The organism is Bacillus cereus, from assembly GCF_007678085.1.
In the GTDB taxonomy this organism is placed as follows: Bacteria; Bacillota; Bacilli; order Bacillales; family Bacillaceae_G; genus Bacillus_A; species Bacillus_A cereus_BE.
Map to the genome: position 1 here is coordinate 861709 of NZ_VEDW01000001.1, position 20593 is coordinate 882301.

The following is a 20593-nucleotide window of genomic DNA, read 5'->3' on the forward strand; positions in this document are numbered from 1 at the left end:
TTTTGGGTATAATAAGAAAGGAATTATTAATTGTATCGGTTAGGAGCGCAGCACATATGAAAACAGTTGTTGTTATCGGTGGAGGTATAACGGGACTTTCTACTATGTTTTATTTAGAAAAATTCAAAAAGGATAATAATATAGAATTAAATTTAATCCTTGTAGAAAAAGAAGAGTACTTAGGTGGTAAGATCCATAGTGTAGAAGAAAAGGATTTTATTATGGAGTCAGGAGCAGATTCAATCGTTGCTCGTAATGAATATGTTATGCCGCTTGTGAAAGATTTAAATTTAGAAGAAGAAATGGTGTATAACGAAACGGGTATTTCTTACATATATTCTGATAATACGTTACATCCAATCCCTTCTGATACTATATTTGGGATACCGATGAGCGTCCAGTCATTATTTAGCAGTACATTAGTATCAACGAAAGGGAAAATTGTTGCTTTAAAAGATTTCATCACGAAAAATAAAGAGTTTACGAAAGATACTTCACTTGCTGTATTTCTAGAAAGTTTTTTAGGGAAAGAGTTAGTGGAAAGACAAATCGCCCCAGTGCTTTCAGGTGTATATTCGGGTAAATTGAATGAACTTACTATGGCATCGACATTACCGTATTTACTGGATTATAAAAATAAATATGGAAGTATTATTAAAGGTTTTGAAGAGAATAAAAAACAGTTTCAAACAGCAGGAAACAAAAAGTTCGTATCATTTAAAAATGGACTATCTACAATTATTGATCGTTTAGAAGAAGTGCTGACTGAGACGGTTGTTAAAAAAGGTTCTGTAACGACAGCTGTAAGGAAACAAGGTAATCGCTATGAAATCTCCTTTGCAAATGAGGAATCAATCCAAGCGGATTATGTTGTTTTAGCAGCTCCCCATGATATCGCACAAACTTTATTACAGTCTAATAAGTTAAACGAGCAGTTTCATACATTTAAAAACTCATCTTTAATAAGTATTTACTTAGGATTTGACATATTAGATGAACAATTACCGGCGGACGGCACAGGATTTATCGTAACGGAAAACAGTGATTTACATTGTGATGCTTGTACATGGACAAGCAGGAAGTGGAAACATACATCTGGAAAACAAAAACTATTAGTAAGAATGTTTTATAAGAGTACCAATCCAGCATATGAAACGATTAAAAATTATAGTGAGGAAGAATTAGTACGAGTCGCTTTATATGATATCGAAAAGAGTCTCGGAATTAAAGGTGAACCAGAAGTAGTTGAAGTTACAAATTGGAAAGACTTAATGCCGAAATATCATTTAGAACATAATCAAGCGGTTCAAACATTACAAGAAAAAATGATAGATCTTTATCCTAATGTATACTTAGCTGGTGCTTCATATTACGGTGTCGGAATTGGTGCGTGCATTGGAAATGGAAAGAACACTGCAAATGAAATAATGGAAACATTAAAGGAACCGTCAAATTAATATAGAATAAATAAATAAATAAATAAATAAATAAAATGTCCCTCCAGCATAGCGGAGGGACATTTTATTTATTTTACTTGAATTGAGACTTTTTTATTAGTTGTATTATTCTCGGTAATCGCTAATGTTATGTTCCCAGATTCTTTAAATGAATATGATGAGAGCTGATAGAGTTCTTTAATATTATGTTGCTCTTTTAATTTATTGGCAGGAATTAATGTAATGTTCGGTTTCCATGTTTCCTGTTTACCGGAAGGATAGTTTACTGTTATTTCTGGATTATTTAATTGCATTTGTTTCCAAGAGGCAAAATATAGTTTAACTTCTGTATCTTTTTTTAGTAATTCTTCTGAGAAATATCCAACCTCTCCAACATTACCGAACACAGTAAAGTTTTGATTTTGAAGTGTGATATCTAAATGTTTCGGTTGATATGTTGCTGCGTGATAGATTCCATATGAAAGTGAAAGAGTGGCTGCAATTAAAATGCCGATTGAAAAAGTTTTAAAGCTATTGCCTTTAAAACTAGTCATCATGAATGAATTTGGAGCGAACTTTTTTGCGAATAAAAATATGAGTAATATGAGTAAGAGGGATAAGCCGATGAATATATACATAGAAAATATACACCTCCATAACAAAATAATATTCAACTATATTTTACCATAAATGTATGGGGTAGGGTGTTGTTTTAGAAGGGAAAGGTGAGCAAGGAATCGAATTTATAAGACATATTATTGCGAGCGGAGTGATGGAGATGAAGGTAATATAATTAATTTTTTATTGTATAAAGAGATGATTATAGCACTTTGATCATCTCTTTATTTTTTCTATTCATGAAAAAGTAAGAAGGGTTCCTCTTAGTTCGTATTGAATAAAGAGGATAAGATTCTCTAGAAATAATTGATTAATGGGACATTGAGGACTTTCCTAATTATAAATACTTTTTCTGCTATAATGAATGAGTAGAAAGAAAGGAGTGATCCTGTGGCATTTCCTATATTAGAAACAGAACGTTTGCGTTTAGTTGAAATAGAACAATCTTATTGTCAAAAAATATATGAAATTTTTTCATTGGATGAAGTAACATGTTATTACGGTATGAATTCTTTTACAGAGTTTGGACAAGCCTCACGTATGATTGAATCTTTTTCAAAAAATTATTTCGAGAAAAAGGCAATACGATGGGGGATTGTATTAAAAGAAACAAATACTTTAGTAGGTACAATTGGATTAAATAATTTACAATTATGGAGTAAACGATCTGAAATTGGATATGACTTACATCCTCGTTATTGGGGAAATGGTTATGCGTCAGAAGCGGCCGGGGAAATTATTCATTATGGATTTCAAGATTTAGGCTTATTTAGAATTGGAGCTATTACATACCCTGAAAATGTTACTTCTTGTAAAATGTTATCTAAAATAGGGTTTCATAAGGAAGGGTTATTACGTGGATATATTCATCAGGGAAATAAGCAACATGATGCACTGCTGTATTCTATAATTCGAACGGATGTAGAGAATATAAATTTATAATAAAAAACCCCTCTTATAAAAGAGGGGTTAAGTAAAAATTAACCTAATTTAGGTAATAAACGTTCTCCGCTTTTCATGCTACTTTTACATAAAGGACATTTAGGCTCTTCTTCAAATGAAAAGTTCTTTCTCATCCATCCTAAACAATCCTCTGCTTCACATTCCCAGACAGGGGTTTGTTCTGGTGGTACTTCTGCTACATCGTTCTTTCGATTGCGATACATATAACCACTCCTTTTATGTAAAAAATTTTAGTTATATATTAAAAAGGTTGTTAACCGTGCTGGTAACAACCTTTTTATTGTTTAAATTATAGCTTTACAACGTTTTTAGCTTGAGGTCCACGGTTACCGTCTTCAACTTCGAAGCTAACTTCTTGACCTTCGTCAAGAGATTTGAAGCCGTCGCCAGTGATAGCTGAGAAGTGAACGAATACGTCGTTACCGTCTGCAACTTCGATGAAACCGAAACCTTTTTCGCTGTTAAACCATTTTACTTTACCTGTTAATGTCATGGTAATGCCTCCTAAAATTTAAAAAGATTACAATATGATCGGCCTTATTTGAATGAAAAATAAAATTTCACATATTATCAAAAACCAATAAGGCATATAAAATATTCCTGATTGATACTTGATAATATGCAAAGAAAATATAGTGTTAAATTGACCTTAATTACTATCTTACAACAAATGGTGGGAAATAGCAAGTGCTGGTAATACCAGTGAATAATCATGGTGATAATAGTAAAACGCACAAAGTCATCTCTTTTATTTATATATTATTCCTAATTTGGGTTTATGCTAAACTGAGAACATTTTTATTGGAAATTTGTGTTAGGAAAACGATATATAGTATAAGAATAGTGTTGATGTATTTGTTAAGGAGGCTAGAATATTGCAATTTACTCAATTTAAAATAATTGAAGCAGCCAAAGAAGGTAGAAAAAAAGTTCATCCAGTATTCGCTGTTATACTTGCGATTGTATTTTTAACTTTAGGTGAATTGTTCATGTTATTTATGTTGTTTTTACCGAAAGCAGAAACACTTTTAATGAAGGCAATTTATAGTGATATTGAGATGATATTGACGTTTGGCGGAGCTATATTTTTTGTTTTTTTATGGATTAGATTTGTAGAGAAAAGATCATTTTCAGCCATTGGTTTTTGGAGAAATCAGTGGATAAGAAAATATTTGAAAGGTGCATTAATAGGTTTTATTTTCATTTCAATACCAGTCCTGGTCCTTCTATTAACAGGAAATGTACAATTACAAATGCAACAAATTACACCAACCGCTATACTTGGAATTGCGGGGTCTTTAGTTGCTTTTTTAATACAAGGTGCAACAGAAGAAATCGTTGTTCGAGGTTGGTTATTTCCAGTCCTTTCTGTTAGAAGCCGTATATGGATTGGGATTGTTGTTACTTCTTTTTTATTTGGCTTTCTTCATTTACTAAATCCAGGTATTACAATTCTTTCAATATCGAATATAATATTAGTTGGTGTATTTGCAGCTTTTTATGTTTTGAAAGACAGTTGTCTTTGGGGGATATGTGCATGGCATTCCATTTGGAATTGGGCGCAATATAACGTATTTGGTTTTGCAGTAAGTGGAATGGCAATGTATTCTACACCGCTTTTTAAACCTGTAACAAACGGATCGGAATTCCTTCATGGAGGTTCGTTCGGAATTGAGGGGAGTATCATAACGACAATATTGCTTTCTATCGCTTCAATTGTTCTATGGAGACAGTTGTGGGGGGAAAAGCGATTTAATTAATGAAAGTGGGAGAAATTATGGGGATTATAGCGTTTGAGGGAGCGAGCGCGGTTGGTAAGAGCACCACGTGTCGTGAGTTAGAAAAAAATTATGGTGCGTACATTATACCTGAAGTGAACTTATTATTTGAAAGACCAAAAAACGAACATAGAACATGGTATTTTGAAAAACAAGTAGAGCGCTGGAAAATAGCAGTGCAGAAGTCAAAGCAATATGAATTAGTAATACTTGATGGCGACATTTATCAGCCACTTAGTTATAATTGGTGTTTCCATTTTGAAGTATTTAATCAACCGTTATCTTTAATAGAAAATTTTTATAAAGAAAAGCTGATTAATAAGGAAATTGGTTTTCCCGATCAATATTTTTATTTATATACGAATGATGAAGAACTTAGAAAACGGAAAGAATGTGACGAGACAAAAAGAAGAAGAAACTTTGAAAAACATTTACATATATCAAAATCGTTTCAACGTTATTATGAAAATTTAAATACCGTTACAGACGGGTACTGTAAAATGATTGACGCGAAAAGTGTAAAATCGAATGAATTAGAAATTGTAAATAGTTTGAATAGTTTAAATGTGTGTGAAAAGAGCCGTTTTGATGTTTCGCAGTTAGATGCAATTACGAAGTGGTTGAAAGAACAACGTGCATAAAAACGACGAGTGCCTTATAAGGCGCTCGTCGTTTTTTTATGTATTATATATTGAATTTAAAATTTGTAAGTTTGCTTTTTCATTTTTTTTAATAGCATTTTTATATTTAGCTAGAAAGAGTTGAGAAGGATAAACTGGGAGTTCACCGCAAATATCAATACCATAGATAGATTTATTCATAATAAGACAATGAATAAATTGTAAAAGTATAGATAGTTTCATATGCCCTTGATCCCAATTTGTAATAGTAACTTTTGGATCTAAAACATCCTTATCAATGCTTACATATATTGTTTCTGTATGAATATGTGAAAGTATTGTATGTATCGATACTTCATGTGAGATATCAATCGGAAAAATTTCTACGTATGAACAATCATTAGAATGAATTGTTAGAGAAGAAGGCCCGATAATAATTACTTTCTTTAAATTACCATTATTTCGAAGAGAAAATGATACCCAAGATCCGCAGGAAATAAGAGTCTGTTCATTTGCTTCCTTTAAGTTCATATCAGTATGATGATCAAATAGTATAAGGGTAAAAGGTTTGTCTATTTCTTCTAGTAATAAATAAGATACATAATGATAATTTCCAGAACCGATAAAAGTGATTCCTTTTTGCTCTCTACGACATAACTCCCTTTTTATATGCATTAAAGAAGGGGTCTCGCAATATAGATTTGAGTGCTCTAAATGACTAAAATCAACATCTTCATGTGAATAAGAATGAAGTTTATTTTGTAATAAATACGTATCGTCAAAGTTTAAAAAAGTTAATCCGCTATACAATAAACTCATATTTATTCATCTCCTATATATGTAGGCTAGCATATATTTTTATAAATGAAAAACGAAATGCTTAGAGATGGATTTGAAATAGATGGATTATTTTTACAGAATAATCTTTCAATTTATAAAGAAAAGAAATATAATATAAGGAAATATGTATGTGTTTCAGGAAATAGAAACTATGTAATAAATGAAAATGAAACTTGAAATGGAATTGAGAAAAAAGTAGGTAAAGAATAACTACCAGCCAAAGCTCAGTTAATTCAACAAATAATTAATGTTCAAGTTATTATTTGTGAAAGGAGAATAAATGTAAGTATGAAAAAGATTATTATTTCAGATCTTGATGGGACTTTATTAAGAAGCGATAAAACAATTTCAGAGAAAACTATAAATATTTTAAGGGAATGTAAAAATAATGGAGACGAATTGATTTTTGCTACAGCAAGGCCGCCAAGAGCTATAAAACAGTATATTTCCAACTTGTTAAAGAGTGAGATTATAATTTGTTATAACGGGGCTTTAGTTCTTAAAGGTAATGATATTTTATATGAAATGAAGATTTCTAAAAAAAACATTTTAGAAATCATAGAAATAGCAAAAAAGTATAATCTTCATGAGATTTGTCTTGAAATAGGTGATAAGTTGTATTCAAATTTTGATGTTACTGGTTATTTTGGTAATGTACCATGTGAAATTATGGATGTAAGAGATTTAGACTTTGAAAAAGCTTCTAAAGTAATTATTTGTACGAAAGGCTCAATAAACAAGGAGTTCATTAAAGAATTGCCTCGTGAATGCAAGGCGGTAATTACAGATGACGGGACATTGTGTCAAATTATGCATGCAGAGGTTTCAAAATGGAATAGTATTCAACATGTTTTACAGCACTTAAATCGAGACGTATCTGAAGTAATTGCCTTTGGGGATGACTACAATGATATGGAAATGATAGAGAAATGTGGGATTGGTGTAGCGATGAGCAACGCTGTTGAGGAATTAAAGGCAGTCGCTAAATTTATTGCTAAAAGTAACGATGAGGATGGAGTTGCTACATTTTTAGAAAGTAAAAGTTATGTTTATGTTAACTAGTATGAAAAAAATTGTAGTAAGCAGCGAAAAAAGAGATGCTGCATCTGTTTTTGATAAATAGATATTATGAATGGGATACGTGGGAGGAAACAAGCAAGATGAAAACATTATTTAAAATAATAGGTATTATAGCTGGTATGGCGATAATCGGCGTAGGTGTAACATATGGTATGCTGTATTATTTGAATAACAGTAAACCAGCTGCGAAAAAGGCATCTCCAGCCGCTCCAGCAGCAGAAGTACTAGCCGATAGTAATGTAAAAGCTGAAGATGCAAAGCTTTTAGAAAATGGCAATCATTCATTACCGAATAGCGGTTTTAATAAAAATTTCAAGTGGACAGATGAGAACATACAGACAGCATTACATGAAATGGCTCATCAAAAAACGAAAGCTGATCAAAAGTGGGGCTATATTTTTATCACACAAGAACGTATTGAAAGTTTACTTGATATTGTAAAGAGTAATGATTTAGTACAAGGAAATACATATGCAGACATTTTAGAGAGATGGAAACAAGGGAAATATGAAAAGATGGACGCGGATCACAATAAGATTTGGAAATTACAAAGCGGGAATTTAGGTGAAGGGAAAGGAGTACTGTCAGAAGCGGAACAAAAAGAATTGATCAATCAATTGTTTATGGAAAAAGGTACATATTCAGGCAGTAAATTAATTGCAGGTGGGGAACAGACTAATAAATAAGATAATATTGGAGGAGAGTAATTGCTTTTTAGGCAGTTACTCTTTTTTTGTGTGCACTTTTATTCTTTCTCTAGCAAGGAAAGAAACGATTGTAAAACCGGTGAAATCCATCTAGATTTATGATAGATTACATGACTTTGAATAACTGCTGGCGTTTCGATAGGCTGAAAACAGAGTTGCTCTTTTTCACAACTTTCTTGTACAACGATGTAAGGAAGAATTGAAATGCCTAACTCGCACATGACAGATTGTTTAATGACTTCAACGTTGGAAGTTTCAAATGTTTTAGCTGGAATATTCCCGCTTTGACGCAAAAAACGATCTACCATCGGTCTATAGCCGCAGCTTTGTTCCGTAAATATAAATTGGGTATCGTTTAGTAAACAAAATGGATTAGAGTGTGTTGAGTAATGTGTAGGTAAAATCCATCCAAATGATTCATTACAAAAAGTACGTGTAATAAAATCATTATGTTCCATACTTTCCCCAATTATGAAAATAACATCTGTTTCTCCTTCACGTAGCTTATTCATTGCTTGTTCGTTTGTATTTGTTTCCAGTACGATATTTACTTTCGGATTTTCCTGTTTGTAGGTACGTAATAATTGTGGTAATCGGTACACTGCTAATGATTCGTTAGATGTAATGCTTAATGTTCCCTCTAAATTATCACTATTTTGAGGGATTTCTTGTGCTTTTTCATAAATAGCAAGTAACTCTAGGGCATAAGGATGAAATTGATGACCTGCTTTTGTAAGAAGTACTTTTTTCCCTAATCGATCAAAAAGAGGGAGGTGTAAATCGTTTTCTAATGCTTTCATATGCGCTGTTACAGTAGATTGCGCATAACCTAACGCATGAGCAGCTTTAGAAAAGCTACCATACTTAACGATGGCACAAAAAGTTTTAACATGTCTCATTTCCATAAGCAATCCCTCTTTTATTATCATGATTTGTGAATGATTATATCACGTATTTCAATTTTCCAAATGATTAAATTCTTTATAAAATGAAATTATAGAAATATTCATTTAAGTTATATTGGAGGAGAAATGATGATCAAAAAGAGCTATCATGTAGCTGTAGTTGGTGCTACAGGTGCAGTTGGACAGAAAATTATTGAACTGTTAGAGAAAGAAACTAATTTTAATATAGTTGAAGTTACATTGCTTTCGTCAAAACGATCCGCTGGTAAGGTAGTGCAGTTTCAAGGACGAGAGATAATAATACAAGAGGCAAAAACAACAAGCTTTGAAGGTGTAGATATTGCCTTTTTTAGCGCTGGAGGAGAAGTTTCAAAACGATTTGTTAATCATGCAGTTTCTAGTGGCACAATCGTAATTGATAACACGAGTGAATACCGAATGGCTCACGATGTACCGCTCGTTGTTCCAGAAGTAAATGCGCACACTTTAAAGAAGCATAACGGTATCATAGCGGTTCCAAATTGTTCAGCATTACAGATGGTAACAGCTCTTCAGCCGATACGAAAATCATTTGGTTTAGAACGAATTATCGTTTCAACATATCAAGCTGTATCTGGCTCAGGAATTCATGCAATTCATGAATTAAAAGAACAGGCTAAATCAATGCTTGCAGGTGAAGAAGTGGAGAGTACTATATTGCCCGCGAAAAAAGATAAAAAACACTATCCAATTGCATTTAATGTATTGCCTCAAGTAGATCTATTTACAGAGAATGATTTTACATTTGAAGAAGTAAAAATGATTCAAGAAACGAAGAAAATTTTGGAGGATCAAAACTTGAAAATGGCAGCAACTTGTGTGCGTGTTCCAGTTGTTTCAGGGCATTCAGAATCGGTTTATATTGAACTTGAAAAAGAAGCGACCGTTGCAGAAATAAGAGAAGTATTGATGGATGCACCAGGTGTTATATTGCAAGATAATCCTAGTGAACAGCTGTATCCTATGCCATTATATGCAGAGGGGAAAATAGATACATTTGTCGGGAGAATTAGAAAAGACCCTGATACGCCAAAAGGGTTCCATCTTTGGATTGTTTCCGATAATTTATTAAAAGGGGCTGCTTGGAATTCGGTTCAAATCGCAGAAACGATGGTGGAAGAGGGAATCATTTAGTATTAAGAAAACTAGGAAACTGTTAATGATTACAGTTTCCTAGTTTTTATTTTATCCCAGCCACATTTGATTTGAATGACAGTAAAAAACATCAAGAATGAATAAAATTCATTTGGTATGATATGGATATATTCAATGTGAGGGGGAAATGTGATGTATGAAGTAAAGGGGTATTTTTCATCATTAAAAGGAAGTTATTATGATATTGGAAAGCAACAAGGAGAGTTTGTAAAAAATTATCCGTATCTCATTCCGCAATTTATACAACAAGAACATTTAGTATCAGATAACTATTGGACAGAATCTAGAAATATATTAAATCAATATTGTCCTGGAATTAATGAAGAAATTGAAGGTTTTTGTGAAGTATTGAAAATTTCTTCTAAACATATGATGTATTATTATCAAACATTATTAAAAGCAGGATGTAGTCATTGTGTCGTATTACCTAAAAAGACAGATTCAAAGCACACATATGTTTTAAGAAATTATGATTTGTCGCCCGAAATAGATGATATGCGTTTTTGCTCAACACATGTTGAAGGTGCATATGTGCATAGTGGCTTTTCTACTCAATATTTCGGACGAACAGAAGGAGTTAACGAGCATGGGTTAGCTGTTACATTTTCAGCATGTGGTCAACCAGTAGGAAATATAGAAGGCTTACGAAAGCCAGTGTTAAATGGTTTACAATGTTTTGCGGTAATTCGAGTGTTATTGGAGAAATGTAAAAATGTGCAAGAGGCGAAATTACTAATAGATGAAATGCCAATTGCAAGTAATATTAATCTAATTGTAGCGGATCCTCTAGACGCAGCGCGTATTGAAATATTTGATGGATATAAATCTATAAGCACACTTGAAGAGGAAAAACAAAATTTTATCGTATCAACAAACCATGCGATCAGTTTACCTATTCAAAAATTAAATAGTAGGAGATTAGAACAATCTACAAACAGATATCACATATTGTATGATCATTTAAATCGAAATGAAGAAGTGTGTATGGAATCTTTAAAAGGATTAGTAGAAAAAGAGTATCCTACTGGGCTGACAGTACATAATTATGAAGAGTGGTTTGGAACTTTGCATTCTGTCTTATTTGATTTACATAATCGTACAATGAATATTTGCTTCGGCTCTCCACTTTTAAACGACTGGTACTCATTGAAAGTTGGAGAAAGTCTTCCGTTTTCTGAGGTGAATGTGAACTTTAAAAATAAAACGTATGCTGATTTTTGGAGAGAAGAGCATAATAAATTGATTTCAAAAGATTAAATGGGATAAAATGGTGATAGAAAGGTATATATACTGGAGGGATTGCCATTGCTAAAAGTTATGTTACCGATTGTTTTTATCTTAATTGTTGTCGTTTCAATGTATATTACTTATGAAAAAAGAAAAAAAGCAGGTGTAAAAGGATTGAAGAGTGCGTTACCTTCAATTTGTTTCTTTGCAATTGCGATTTTAAATTTCTTTGCATATTGGTTTAGTTTTGGCGGTATGTTTACTTGGTTGTTTTCAATCGTATTATTGCTAGTTGCAGCATATTTCACGAAATATATTCCAATATCTAAAAAGGTACATTGAAATCTATATGAATCTTAATATGATGTTTTATTTTGAAAAGAGATTATTCTACTAGTTCGTTGTAAAGCGATTTTATAGGATAATCTCTTTTGTTCGTTTAGCTTTGTAAAGAATGTACTGTTCTTTTAAGTTGCTCAATAAATTCTCGAGTTGCAGCACACATATATTTATCTTTTCTATAAATAAGGCCAATTTCTGTTGTTGGAGTAGGATTTTCTATTTTAATAGCTCGAATGTTTTTATTTTGTAAGAAGTCTATATAAGGTTTTGGTAACACTGTAATTCCCATTCCTTTTGAAACCATTTGGATTAAAGATTCCATTGTACTAATTTCTAAAATTGGTTTTGGTTTAAAATTGAATTTTTGACAATGAGATGTAATTAATTCAGTTAAAAAATAATTTTTAGGTAAAAGAATTAAAGGGTAGTTCTGTAATTCAGCAATAGATACATGCTCACGATCAGCTAGTTGATGACCGGTTGGAACGACTAATGTAAGTTCACTTTTGTATAGAGGGGTAGAAATAATCTCTTTATCTTGCACCGGAAGAAATGTAATGCCAATATCAAGTTCGTTTTGTAATAATTTTTCGCGAATATCTCCTGTACGAAGCCCTAATATAGAAAGTTCTATATTGGGATATAAATGATTAAAATTTAAAATAGCTGGTGGTAGTAAATAATTTACGACGGTTAACAAAGACCCTATTGTTAAGGAACCTTGCTGTAAGCCGTTTAAATCTTGAATTGCAGAACGAGCTTGTTCGACTTCATGGAAAATGGTTTTACTATGTAATAATAAAATCCTTCCTGCGTCAGTTAAAGATATTTTTTTACCAATGCGATCGAAAAGCGGCATTCCTACTTCATGTTCTAATGCACGTATTTGCTGACTTAGTGAAGGTTGTGAAATGTTTAATTTCTCAGCTGCTTTTGTGAAATGCAATTCTTTTGAAACAGCTAAAAAATATTCAAGTTGTCTTAATTCGATTGGAATCACCTCAAGTTTAATTATAGGTTATACCTATCATTATTATATAAATAATTGGATTGAACAATGAATTTTCGGGTTTTATAATCATCTTTATATAACAGAGATAGTTTTGAAAATAAATTGAGTGAGAAAATTCATGTAACACCTTTAAAGGAGGAAATAGAATGGCTAATGAATATCAATTATTATCTTTAAATATAGGGTTACCAAAAGAGGTTACATATGGCGGAAAGGTAATTTATACAGGTATAAATAAGAAACAAGTAAAGGAACCGGTGTTTTTATCCTTTGTAAAATTTAATGGAGATGGACAAGCGGACTTAGTTCATCATGGCGGAGTAGATAAAGCCGTTTGTGTGTATTCCGGAGAACATTATAGATACTGGGAAAAAGAATTGAATCAGTCTCTTGTATATGGAGCATTCGGAGAAAATATAACAATTAATGCTATGTGTGAAGAGGATGTTTGTATTGGTGATACATTTCAAATTGGAGAAGCAATTGTACAAATAACACAGCCAAGACAACCTTGTTTTAAATTAGCTAAGAAATACAATATTCCAAAGTTACCATTATATTTTCAAGAAACAGGATATACAGGATTTTATTTTCGTGTATTAAAAGAAGGATGGGTATCACCTGTTGATACGTTAAAGTTACTGAAGTCTGATCCGAAAGGTGTTACAGTAGCATTTGCTAATCGTATCATGCATAAAGAAAAACAAAATTTGGAGGGGCTAAAAATGATCTTAGAAGTACGTGCACTTTCTACTAGTTGGAGAAATACATTTGAAAAGCGAATGAGAGGAGAAGAAATTAATACGAAGGAGAGGATTGAAGGAAAAAAATAATAAAAAATATTTTTTATAAAAGGTGCATTTCTATTAGTAAAAATGAATTAGAAAGCACTATTTTTATATAATAAACTTATTAATATTCAAAAATCTTAATATTGTTTTATTCGACTTATTTTCGAATAGTCAAAACATAAAATTAATTAGACTCTTTTTTTATATTTTATGATAGTATATTGATTGGTAAGACCTATTACATTAAGAGCAAGTTATATAACTAAATCTAATTTGATGGAATTAACGTATGGAGGGACAACATGGGGAATGTTGAAATTTTTGAAAAACTTCTTTTAGCAGAACCGAAAAGAGAGCAGTTATTTCCTTTATTTGAAGAAGTGTTTGGAATTACAATTCAAACATTGAATGATTTTTCAGAGAGAGGTTATTGGGATGATACATACAAAGCTTTATCATTTTTATATAAAGATAAAGCGATTGCAAATGTTGCGGTATTTTCGCTACCATTGCTAGTAAATGGTGAAAGAATAAATGCAGCGGGCATTCAATCGGTAATGACACACTCTAATTTTCGTAGACAAGGACTCATGACAAAATTAATGAGTAAAATGATAGAAGAAATCGATAAGAAATGTGAATGTACATTATTGTTTACGGAAAAACCTGAACTATATACGTCATTTGGTTTTAAAGTTGTGCAGGAGTATTTAATGACTATTCCATATGATAAAAAGAATAATAATGATTCCTTGCTTAGAGAGCTAGATTATTATATGGAAGAGGATAGAAAATTAATACATGAAACTATAGATAGTAGCCAAAGACTTTCAAATAATTTTTCAACATTAAACTTCCATCCTTCGTTTTATTTGAATATGTACAATTTGGAATGGGATAAGAAATTGTATTATTCAGAGAAACTAGATGCTCTAATTGTATATGAAGTAGATAATGAAAAGTTGAAATTATATGGGGTGTTTGCATCAGTAATTCCAGTTTTAGATGAAATATGCGGGGAAATCGCTGAAAGATTTACAGAAATCGAATTTTACTTCTCTCCTGATCAATTAGGGGTTGAGGATGTACAGTTTACAGAATTACAGTCTAGTAAGTATTTAATGGTTCGAAGTAGTAGAGAGTTGGATTTGAAAGGTTATAAATTCCCAGTATTAGTAGAATTTTAAATGTGCATACAGATGCTTTATTATGGAGGAACTATGAAAATATCATATATACCAGAACATATTGCGCAACTTACTATAATGAATGTACCTGAATATTATAAGCTTAATAACAATCATGCGTTGATTGTCCGCTCGAAAGCCGAAACAGATTTTTGGCGTAAAACACATTATGGTTTTGATGTAATGAATGGTCATGTATTTTATACTGAGATGATGACAGATTTTCAAGCTGAAGTTCAATTGCGTATGAATCCAAATTCAAAATTCGATCAAGCGGGTCTTTTTGTTATGTTTTCGGAAAAGTGTTGGCTGAAAACTTCATTAGAATATATTCCAGATGGTCCATCACATTTAGGAGCTGTCGTAACGAATAATGGATATTCTGATTGGTCCACACAAGACTTTCCAACAGAATTAGCTAACGAGCAACTTCGTTTTCGAATTGTTCGTAAACGTGGTGATTATACAATATATGTGAAGAAGATCCACCAATGGGAACAAATAAGAATCGCTCATTTGATGGAGGATATAGGAAATGAGCCTGTTAAAATAGGTTTCTACACGTGTAGTCCTTCTAAAAATAATGGATTTGAGACTGAGTTTTTAGAGTTTACAACTGAAAAAATATAGATAAAAAACCGTATTCTTTTCATTAAGAATGCGGTTTTTTATATTTATATAATACAAGGCACATTTATTGACCGAAAAGTCATTAATGCTTATCATTTAATAATGTTAAATATTAATTTACATAATATAATAGGAATAAGAAAGAAATTACAAACTACAGCGCTTAAATAAGGAGGGATATGAGTTATTCGGTGGTAATTTCATAGGAAAAAGGAGATTATGTATGAAATCATTTCGCAAGTTATTACAGTATTTAAAACCATACATGTTCTTCGCTATTATTGGACCGCTATTTATGGTACTTGAGGTTGCGATGGACTTGATTCAACCGACTATTATGCAACATATTATTGATGTTGGGATAGCAAATCGGGATATGAATTATGTAATAAAAATGGGGCTTCTTATGATAGGAGCAGCAGCACTCGGTTTAGTTGGAGGACTTGGGTGTATGATGTATTCTACAAAAGCAGCTGTTAATTTCGCTACAGACATACGAAAAGATGTATTTGCGAAAATAGAAACATTTTCTAGTGAAAATCGTGATTCATTTGGAACTGGGAAATTGTTAACGATTGTGACAAATGATATTACTTCTATTCAATCGGCGATGACGATGACACTACGTGTACTTGTTCGTGGTCCTTTGTTATTTATCGGAAGTATAATAATTGTTTTTGTAACAGCGCGCGAGTTATTTCCTATATTGCTCGTAGTTGTTCCAATTTTATTACTTGCAATTATATTCATTGCAAGTAAAGCAAGCGGGACGTTCAAAAAAGTGCAAGAGGCATTAGATAAAGTGAATACAAAGTTACAAGAAAATTTATCTGGTGTACGTGTTATAAAAGCGTATGTAAGACAAAAATATGAAATTAATCAGTTTGGAAATGTTAATACAAATTTAACGAGGATAAATATTCGAGCGGTGCAGCTTATTTCTTTAATGATGCCAATCATTATGTTAGTTGTAAGTGGTGGGATTGTCGCAACATTATGGATTGGCGGAGAAAAAGTATTTAATGGAACGCTTCAAGTAGGAGCTATATTAGCGTTTATAAACTATTTAAATATTATTTTAATGTCGCTTATGTCTATAAGTATGGTATTTATTCAAATTGCGCGAGCATTTCCCTCTGCAGATCGAGTACAGCAGGTTTTAAATACTGAGGTTGATATTATGAGCGAAACAAATGCGCTTGTACCTAAGCAAATCGAGGGATACATTGACTTTAAAAAAGTTAGTTATAGTTACACGAAAAATAATGAATATGTATTAAAAGATATTTCATTTAACATATGTAAAGGTGAAAAAGTAGGGATTATTGGTTCTACAGGGAGTGGTAAATCTACTTTAGCAAAACTGTTACCGCGTTTATACGATGTTGATCAAGGTGAAATATGCATTGATGGGAAAAATGTTAAGGCGTATGATTTACAAAAACTTCGTGCTTCAATAGGTTTTGTACCACAAAAGGCATTGTTGTTTTCAGGTAGTATAGAAGATAACTTACGTTATGGTAAAGAAGATGCAACAAGTGACGAACTCGAAGTAGCGGCTTCATCTGCTTGTGCGACCGAGTTTATCAACAAATTGGAAGATTCTTATCAATATCATTTAACACAAGGTGCGACGAATTTATCAGGTGGACAAAAGCAAAGGGTATCCATTGCAAGGGCACTTGTGAGAAAGCCATCCATTCTAATATTAGATGATTCTACATCAGCAGTTGATGCGAAATCAGAATCTAACATTCAATCGGCATTAAGAACAGAATATGAAGGAACAACAACGTTATTAATTGCCTCTAAAATTTCATCAATCATAGATGCTGATAAAATTCTTGTTTTAGATAATGGTGAATTAGTTGGTGATGGTACACATGAAGAATTGTTAGAACAATGTGAGGTATATCAAGAAATCTATCTTTCCCAAGGTGGCAATTTACTTAAAGAAGGTGGGAAAGAACATGCGTAATTTTCAAGGGCAATTTGCTAATAAAGGTGGACGTAACGCCCCTAAAATGAGTAAAGCTAGAAATACTAAAGGAACTGTAATGCGAGTATGGAACTATATGGGGTATCAAAAGGCTGCTCTTACGTTCGTTATATGTTTAGTATTTGTTACGACGTTACTTGGGTTATTAGGTCCTTATTTAATGGGAGTAATTATAGATCAATATATTGTACCGAAAGATTTAAGTGGAACTGCAAGAATGTGCATGTTACTTATCGCAATTTACGGTGTTACAGTGTTTTTAACATGGTTACAAACATTTGTTATGATTAATGTTGCATTAAAAACAATACAAAAAATACGACAAGATATTTTTGAGAAAATCCAAACGCTTTCTTTACGGTTCTTCGATGTACGTTCTCAAGGGGATTTAATGAGCCGTGTGACAAATGATATAGATAATTTGAATCAAGCGTTGACGCAAAGTGTTGTACAAATTATTTCATCAGCATTAACATTTATAGGTGTAACAATTGCGATGTTCGCATTAGATTGGATTTTAGCGATTGTTACATTAATTACAGTACCTTTTATGTTTTTCGTTACAAAAAAACTAGTTGCTTATAGTGGTAAAAACTTTGCAAAGCGTCAAAAAGATTTAGGAGAATTAAATGGTTTTATTGAGGAAGCTATAACAGGAGCGGATGTTACCACGTTATACGGGAAAGAAAAAGAAACCGTACAAAATTTCAATAAAATTAACGAGCAATTAAGAGTTTCAGCTACGAAGGCGGATACCTTTTCAGCTTTTATTTTTCCAAGTATGAACTTTATAAATAACTTAGGTATGGGGCTTGTAATTGGGACTGGATCAGTAATGGTTTTAAATGGAATGACAACAGTTGGTGTCATTGCCGCTTTTATTAATTATTCTCGTCAATTCTCAAGACCGCTCAGTCAATTCGCAACTTTAATGAATACGATTCAAGCGGCAGTTGCTGGTGGAGAACGTGTCTTTGAAATTATGGATGAAGTACCGGAAATTCAAAATAAAAAAGAAGCGTTCGTTGTACAAAATTTACAAGGGCATGTTGCACTTGAGAATGTTTCATTCGGTTATGAGGGAAATAAAACGATTTTAAAAGAAGTAAGTCTTAAGGCGCAGCCAGGGGAGACAATTGCTTTAGTTGGTCCCACTGGATCGGGCAAAACAACAATCATTAATTTGCTAACTCGCTTTTACGATATACAGCAAGGGAGAATTCATATCGATGGAAAAAATATAAAAGATTATGATATTAATACGTTGCGAAGTAAAATAGGGGTAGTTTTACAAGATACGTATTTATTTGCTGGGACAATTATGGATAATATCCGCTATGGTCGATTAGATGCTAGTGATGAAGAAGTAATCAATGCAGCTAAGGCAGCATCTGCACATTCTTTTATAAAGCATTTACCGAATCAATATGAAACAAAAATCGCTTCAGAAGGATCGAATTTAAGTCAAGGACAAAAACAACTTCTTGCGATTGCAAGAGCAATTTTAGCAGATGCAGATATATTAATTCTTGATGAAGCGACATCTAATATTGATACGAGAACAGAATTACAAATTCAAGAAGGCCTAAATAATTTAATGAGAGGTCGAACAAGTTTTGTAATTGCTCATCGACTGAAAACGATTGAAAAAGCAAATCAAATCCTTGTTATAAAAGATGGAAGTATTTTGGAAAGAGGGAATCATGAATCTCTTATGGAAGATAGAGGGTTTTACTTTGATCTGTATACGAGTCAGTTTAAAATTTAATAAAAACTTTAATATGGTGCGGTTTCTCGAGAAAGGAGAAACCGCATTTTTATATTTGTAAAGATAATTAGAAATATAAAGTTGGATTTTTTAAGATACATGAATTGTTAGCAAAAACTAGCAACTTCAGTGAAAGATGGAAGAATTAATTTACGTGGAATTGTAATAATCTCAAGAGCCATCTGTGCTGAATAGAGGAGTATTGGAGTTAATTCTAAAGCATGAGTTAATAATAATATAAAGCTTGTTAGGATTGCAAAACTCCCCCAAAAGAAACTATTTGAAGTGTTACGGAAATCTTTTATTAAGGAAAAGAAAGAAAAAAATGCTGTAACAATGAGTATCAAAAATTTATATTTATCAGCCATTAAGCCCCTCCTAAAGAACAGTAACTTATATTATAACGTATTTTTCTGTATTATAATAAAAAGATTTTAAAATAAATAGTTTAAAGACGTAAATGCTGCAACTTAAAAAATATTAGTTGTGGTTTTTATTTTTGAATTCTTTGTATTAGAAAATAGATAATCTAGCATTAAAAATTTAAAAATAGATTAGTGTCCAAATTTTGTTTACTTGAGAAGTACTGGATATTTGACCGGACAATAAGACGAGCTTTGAATATATTAATAAAAAAGGGATGTGGAACAATGGCTAGATATAGTTTACATGCAGGGCACAATAGTATTGTACAGGGTGCAAATTATGGGAACCGGAAAGAACACATTATGGATCGCCAAGTTAAGGATGCGGTTGTTGCTAAATTAAGAGCATTGGGGCATACAGTTTATGATGATACTGATGAAGTAGGGACAACGCAAGCTCAAAATTTAAATAATATTGTTTCAAAAACAAACTCACATGATGTAGATTTAGTAGTTTCATTTCACTTAAATTCATATGATACGAAAGCTAACGGTGTTGAAGTTTTGTACTATGACCAACAGGCTTTATCAGCAAAAATTGCAGCGCAACTTTCAAAAGATATTGGCTGGTCAAATCGTGGCGCAAAGGAACGAAAAGACCTTTATGTATTATCGAATACAAAAGCGCCTGCAATCTTAATCGAACTTGGATTCATTGATAATGAAGCAGATATGGCAAAATGGAATCCGGATAAGATTGCAAATTCAATTGTGTATGCTTTAACTGGGCAATCTGGTGGGACAACTCCGCCATCTAAACAAAATATAATACAATCAGGCGCTTTCTCACCGTATGAAGTTCCTGAAGCTATGCAAGCTTTAAATTCAGTAAAAATGACAGCTAAATTTATTTTACAGCCTGATGGATTAACATATTTTATTTCCGATCCAACATCAGATACTCAATTAAATGGTATGACAGGTTGGCTTGATCGTAAAGGCTGGTGGTATGAAGTAAAGTAAAGGTTCTAGTTTAATGGAACAGAATATTTTAAAAACGATAGGAAATAAAAAGAGGATTACTTATTTTGAGTAATCCTCTTTTTATTATTTTATCTCGTATAAATATGA

22 protein-coding genes are annotated in these 20593 nt (G+C 32.2%); 15 read left to right on the top strand and 7 right to left on the bottom strand.

The annotated features are described in order from the left end of the window. Positions 1-56 precede the first annotated feature (56 nt). Complete coding sequence (locus FS742_RS04320; RefSeq protein WP_144611336.1) at positions 57-1457, top strand: protoporphyrinogen oxidase; 1401 nt, start codon at positions 57-59, stop codon at positions 1455-1457. 68 nt (positions 1458-1525) lie between these two features. Here FS742_RS04320 and FS742_RS04325 read toward each other — a convergent pair whose 3' ends face one another. Beyond that, positions 1526-2074 carry a hypothetical protein gene (locus tag FS742_RS04325; protein WP_144611337.1) on the bottom strand — a complete coding sequence of 183 codons (549 nt, stop codon included), beginning with the start codon at positions 2072-2074 and terminating at the stop codon, positions 1526-1528. Positions 2075-2444: 370 nt separating this feature from the next. Between FS742_RS04325 and FS742_RS04330 the strand changes: the two genes are divergently transcribed. Beyond that, the gene (locus tag FS742_RS04330) at positions 2445-2996 is read left to right on the top strand and encodes a GNAT family N-acetyltransferase (RefSeq protein WP_144611338.1); all 552 of its coding nucleotides are present in this window, start codon (positions 2445-2447) and stop codon (positions 2994-2996) included. A 38-nt stretch (positions 2997-3034) separates the two neighbouring features. On the opposite strand, the gene FS742_RS04335 is transcribed toward FS742_RS04330, so the two are convergent. After that, the gene (locus FS742_RS04335) at positions 3035-3220 is read right to left on the bottom strand and encodes a cold-shock protein (protein ID WP_000286198.1); all 186 of its coding nucleotides are present in this window, start codon (positions 3218-3220) and stop codon (positions 3035-3037) included. Between the two features lie 86 nt (positions 3221-3306). Then, a complete protein-coding gene (gene cspD / locus FS742_RS04340) occupies positions 3307-3510 on the bottom strand; it encodes a cold-shock protein CspD (RefSeq protein WP_000176365.1) in 204 nt (67 codons plus the stop codon). A 382-nt stretch (positions 3511-3892) separates the two neighbouring features. Here cspD and FS742_RS04345 point away from each other — a divergent pair, with 382 nt between their 5' ends. Together FS742_RS04345 and FS742_RS04350 are read left to right on the top strand one after the other, a co-directional pair. Then, positions 3893-4777, top strand: a complete 885-nt coding sequence (locus tag FS742_RS04345; protein ID WP_144611339.1) for a CPBP family intramembrane glutamic endopeptidase — start codon at positions 3893-3895, stop codon at positions 4775-4777. Then, the gene (locus FS742_RS04350; protein WP_144611340.1) at positions 4777-5436 is read left to right on the top strand and encodes a nucleoside/nucleotide kinase family protein; all 660 of its coding nucleotides are present in this window, start codon (positions 4777-4779) and stop codon (positions 5434-5436) included. Before FS742_RS04345 ends, FS742_RS04350 begins: the two co-directional genes overlap by 1 nt. A gap of 36 nt (positions 5437-5472) precedes the next feature. Here the strand turns inward: FS742_RS04350 and FS742_RS04355 are convergent, their stop codons facing one another. Then, positions 5473-6234, bottom strand: coding sequence for an arginase family protein (locus tag FS742_RS04355; protein WP_144611341.1), 762 nt, complete (start codon positions 6232-6234; stop codon positions 5473-5475). Between the two features lie 309 nt (positions 6235-6543). Between FS742_RS04355 and FS742_RS04360 the strand changes: the two genes are divergently transcribed. Together FS742_RS04360 and FS742_RS04365 are read left to right on the top strand one after the other, a co-directional pair. After that, on the top strand, positions 6544-7317 hold the full coding sequence (locus tag FS742_RS04360) for an HAD family hydrolase (protein ID WP_144611342.1): 774 nt from the start codon (positions 6544-6546) through the stop codon (positions 7315-7317). Between the two features lie 98 nt (positions 7318-7415). Beyond that, a complete protein-coding gene (locus tag FS742_RS04365; protein WP_144611343.1) occupies positions 7416-8021 on the top strand; it encodes a PRK06770 family protein in 606 nt (201 codons plus the stop codon). A gap of 59 nt (positions 8022-8080) precedes the next feature. On the opposite strand, the gene FS742_RS04370 is transcribed toward FS742_RS04365, so the two are convergent. Beyond that, positions 8081-8971: a LysR family transcriptional regulator gene (locus tag FS742_RS04370; RefSeq protein WP_144611344.1), complete on the bottom strand. Its 891-nt coding sequence runs from the start codon at positions 8969-8971 to the stop codon at positions 8081-8083. A 105-nt stretch (positions 8972-9076) separates the two neighbouring features. Here FS742_RS04370 and FS742_RS04375 point away from each other — a divergent pair, with 105 nt between their 5' ends. From FS742_RS04375 to FS742_RS04385, 3 genes are all read left to right on the top strand, one after another. Then, positions 9077-10120 carry an aspartate-semialdehyde dehydrogenase gene (locus FS742_RS04375; RefSeq protein WP_144612058.1) on the top strand — a complete coding sequence of 348 codons (1044 nt, stop codon included), beginning with the start codon at positions 9077-9079 and terminating at the stop codon, positions 10118-10120. Between the two features lie 153 nt (positions 10121-10273). Then, entirely contained in the window at positions 10274-11398 is a 1125-nt protein-coding gene (locus FS742_RS04380) for a C45 family autoproteolytic acyltransferase/hydrolase (protein WP_144611345.1), read from the top strand. A 48-nt stretch (positions 11399-11446) separates the two neighbouring features. After that, a complete protein-coding gene (locus FS742_RS04385; RefSeq protein WP_142305840.1) occupies positions 11447-11710 on the top strand; it encodes a hypothetical protein in 264 nt (87 codons plus the stop codon). A gap of 97 nt (positions 11711-11807) precedes the next feature. On the opposite strand, the gene FS742_RS04390 is transcribed toward FS742_RS04385, so the two are convergent. Beyond that, positions 11808-12710: a LysR family transcriptional regulator gene (locus FS742_RS04390; protein ID WP_097840981.1), complete on the bottom strand. Its 903-nt coding sequence runs from the start codon at positions 12708-12710 to the stop codon at positions 11808-11810. 158 nt (positions 12711-12868) lie between these two features. Between FS742_RS04390 and FS742_RS04395 the strand changes: the two genes are divergently transcribed. The 5 genes from FS742_RS04395 to FS742_RS04415 all read left to right on the top strand — a co-directional run bounded on the left by FS742_RS04395 (position 12869) and on the right by FS742_RS04415 (position 19097). Then, entirely contained in the window at positions 12869-13555 is a 687-nt protein-coding gene (locus FS742_RS04395; protein WP_144611346.1) for an MOSC domain-containing protein, read from the top strand. Positions 13556-13815: 260 nt separating this feature from the next. Continuing rightward, on the top strand, positions 13816-14700 hold the full coding sequence (locus FS742_RS04400) for a GNAT family N-acetyltransferase (RefSeq protein WP_144611347.1): 885 nt from the start codon (positions 13816-13818) through the stop codon (positions 14698-14700). A gap of 33 nt (positions 14701-14733) precedes the next feature. Then, the gene (locus FS742_RS04405; protein WP_144611348.1) at positions 14734-15330 is read left to right on the top strand and encodes a DUF1349 domain-containing protein; all 597 of its coding nucleotides are present in this window, start codon (positions 14734-14736) and stop codon (positions 15328-15330) included. Positions 15331-15553: 223 nt separating this feature from the next. Further along, positions 15554-17308: an ABC transporter ATP-binding protein gene (locus FS742_RS04410; protein WP_144611349.1), complete on the top strand. Its 1755-nt coding sequence runs from the start codon at positions 15554-15556 to the stop codon at positions 17306-17308. After that, the gene (locus FS742_RS04415) at positions 17301-19097 is read left to right on the top strand and encodes an ABC transporter ATP-binding protein (protein ID WP_144611350.1); all 1797 of its coding nucleotides are present in this window, start codon (positions 17301-17303) and stop codon (positions 19095-19097) included. The genes FS742_RS04410 and FS742_RS04415 overlap by 8 nt, the downstream gene beginning before the upstream one ends. 107 nt (positions 19098-19204) lie before the next feature. On the opposite strand, the gene FS742_RS04420 is transcribed toward FS742_RS04415, so the two are convergent. After that, positions 19205-19465 carry a hypothetical protein gene (locus tag FS742_RS04420; RefSeq protein WP_144611351.1) on the bottom strand — a complete coding sequence of 87 codons (261 nt, stop codon included), beginning with the start codon at positions 19463-19465 and terminating at the stop codon, positions 19205-19207. 282 nt (positions 19466-19747) lie between these two features. Between FS742_RS04420 and FS742_RS04425 the strand changes: the two genes are divergently transcribed. Further along, positions 19748-20485: an N-acetylmuramoyl-L-alanine amidase gene (locus FS742_RS04425; protein ID WP_144611352.1), complete on the top strand. Its 738-nt coding sequence runs from the start codon at positions 19748-19750 to the stop codon at positions 20483-20485. Positions 20486-20593 lie beyond the last annotated feature (108 nt).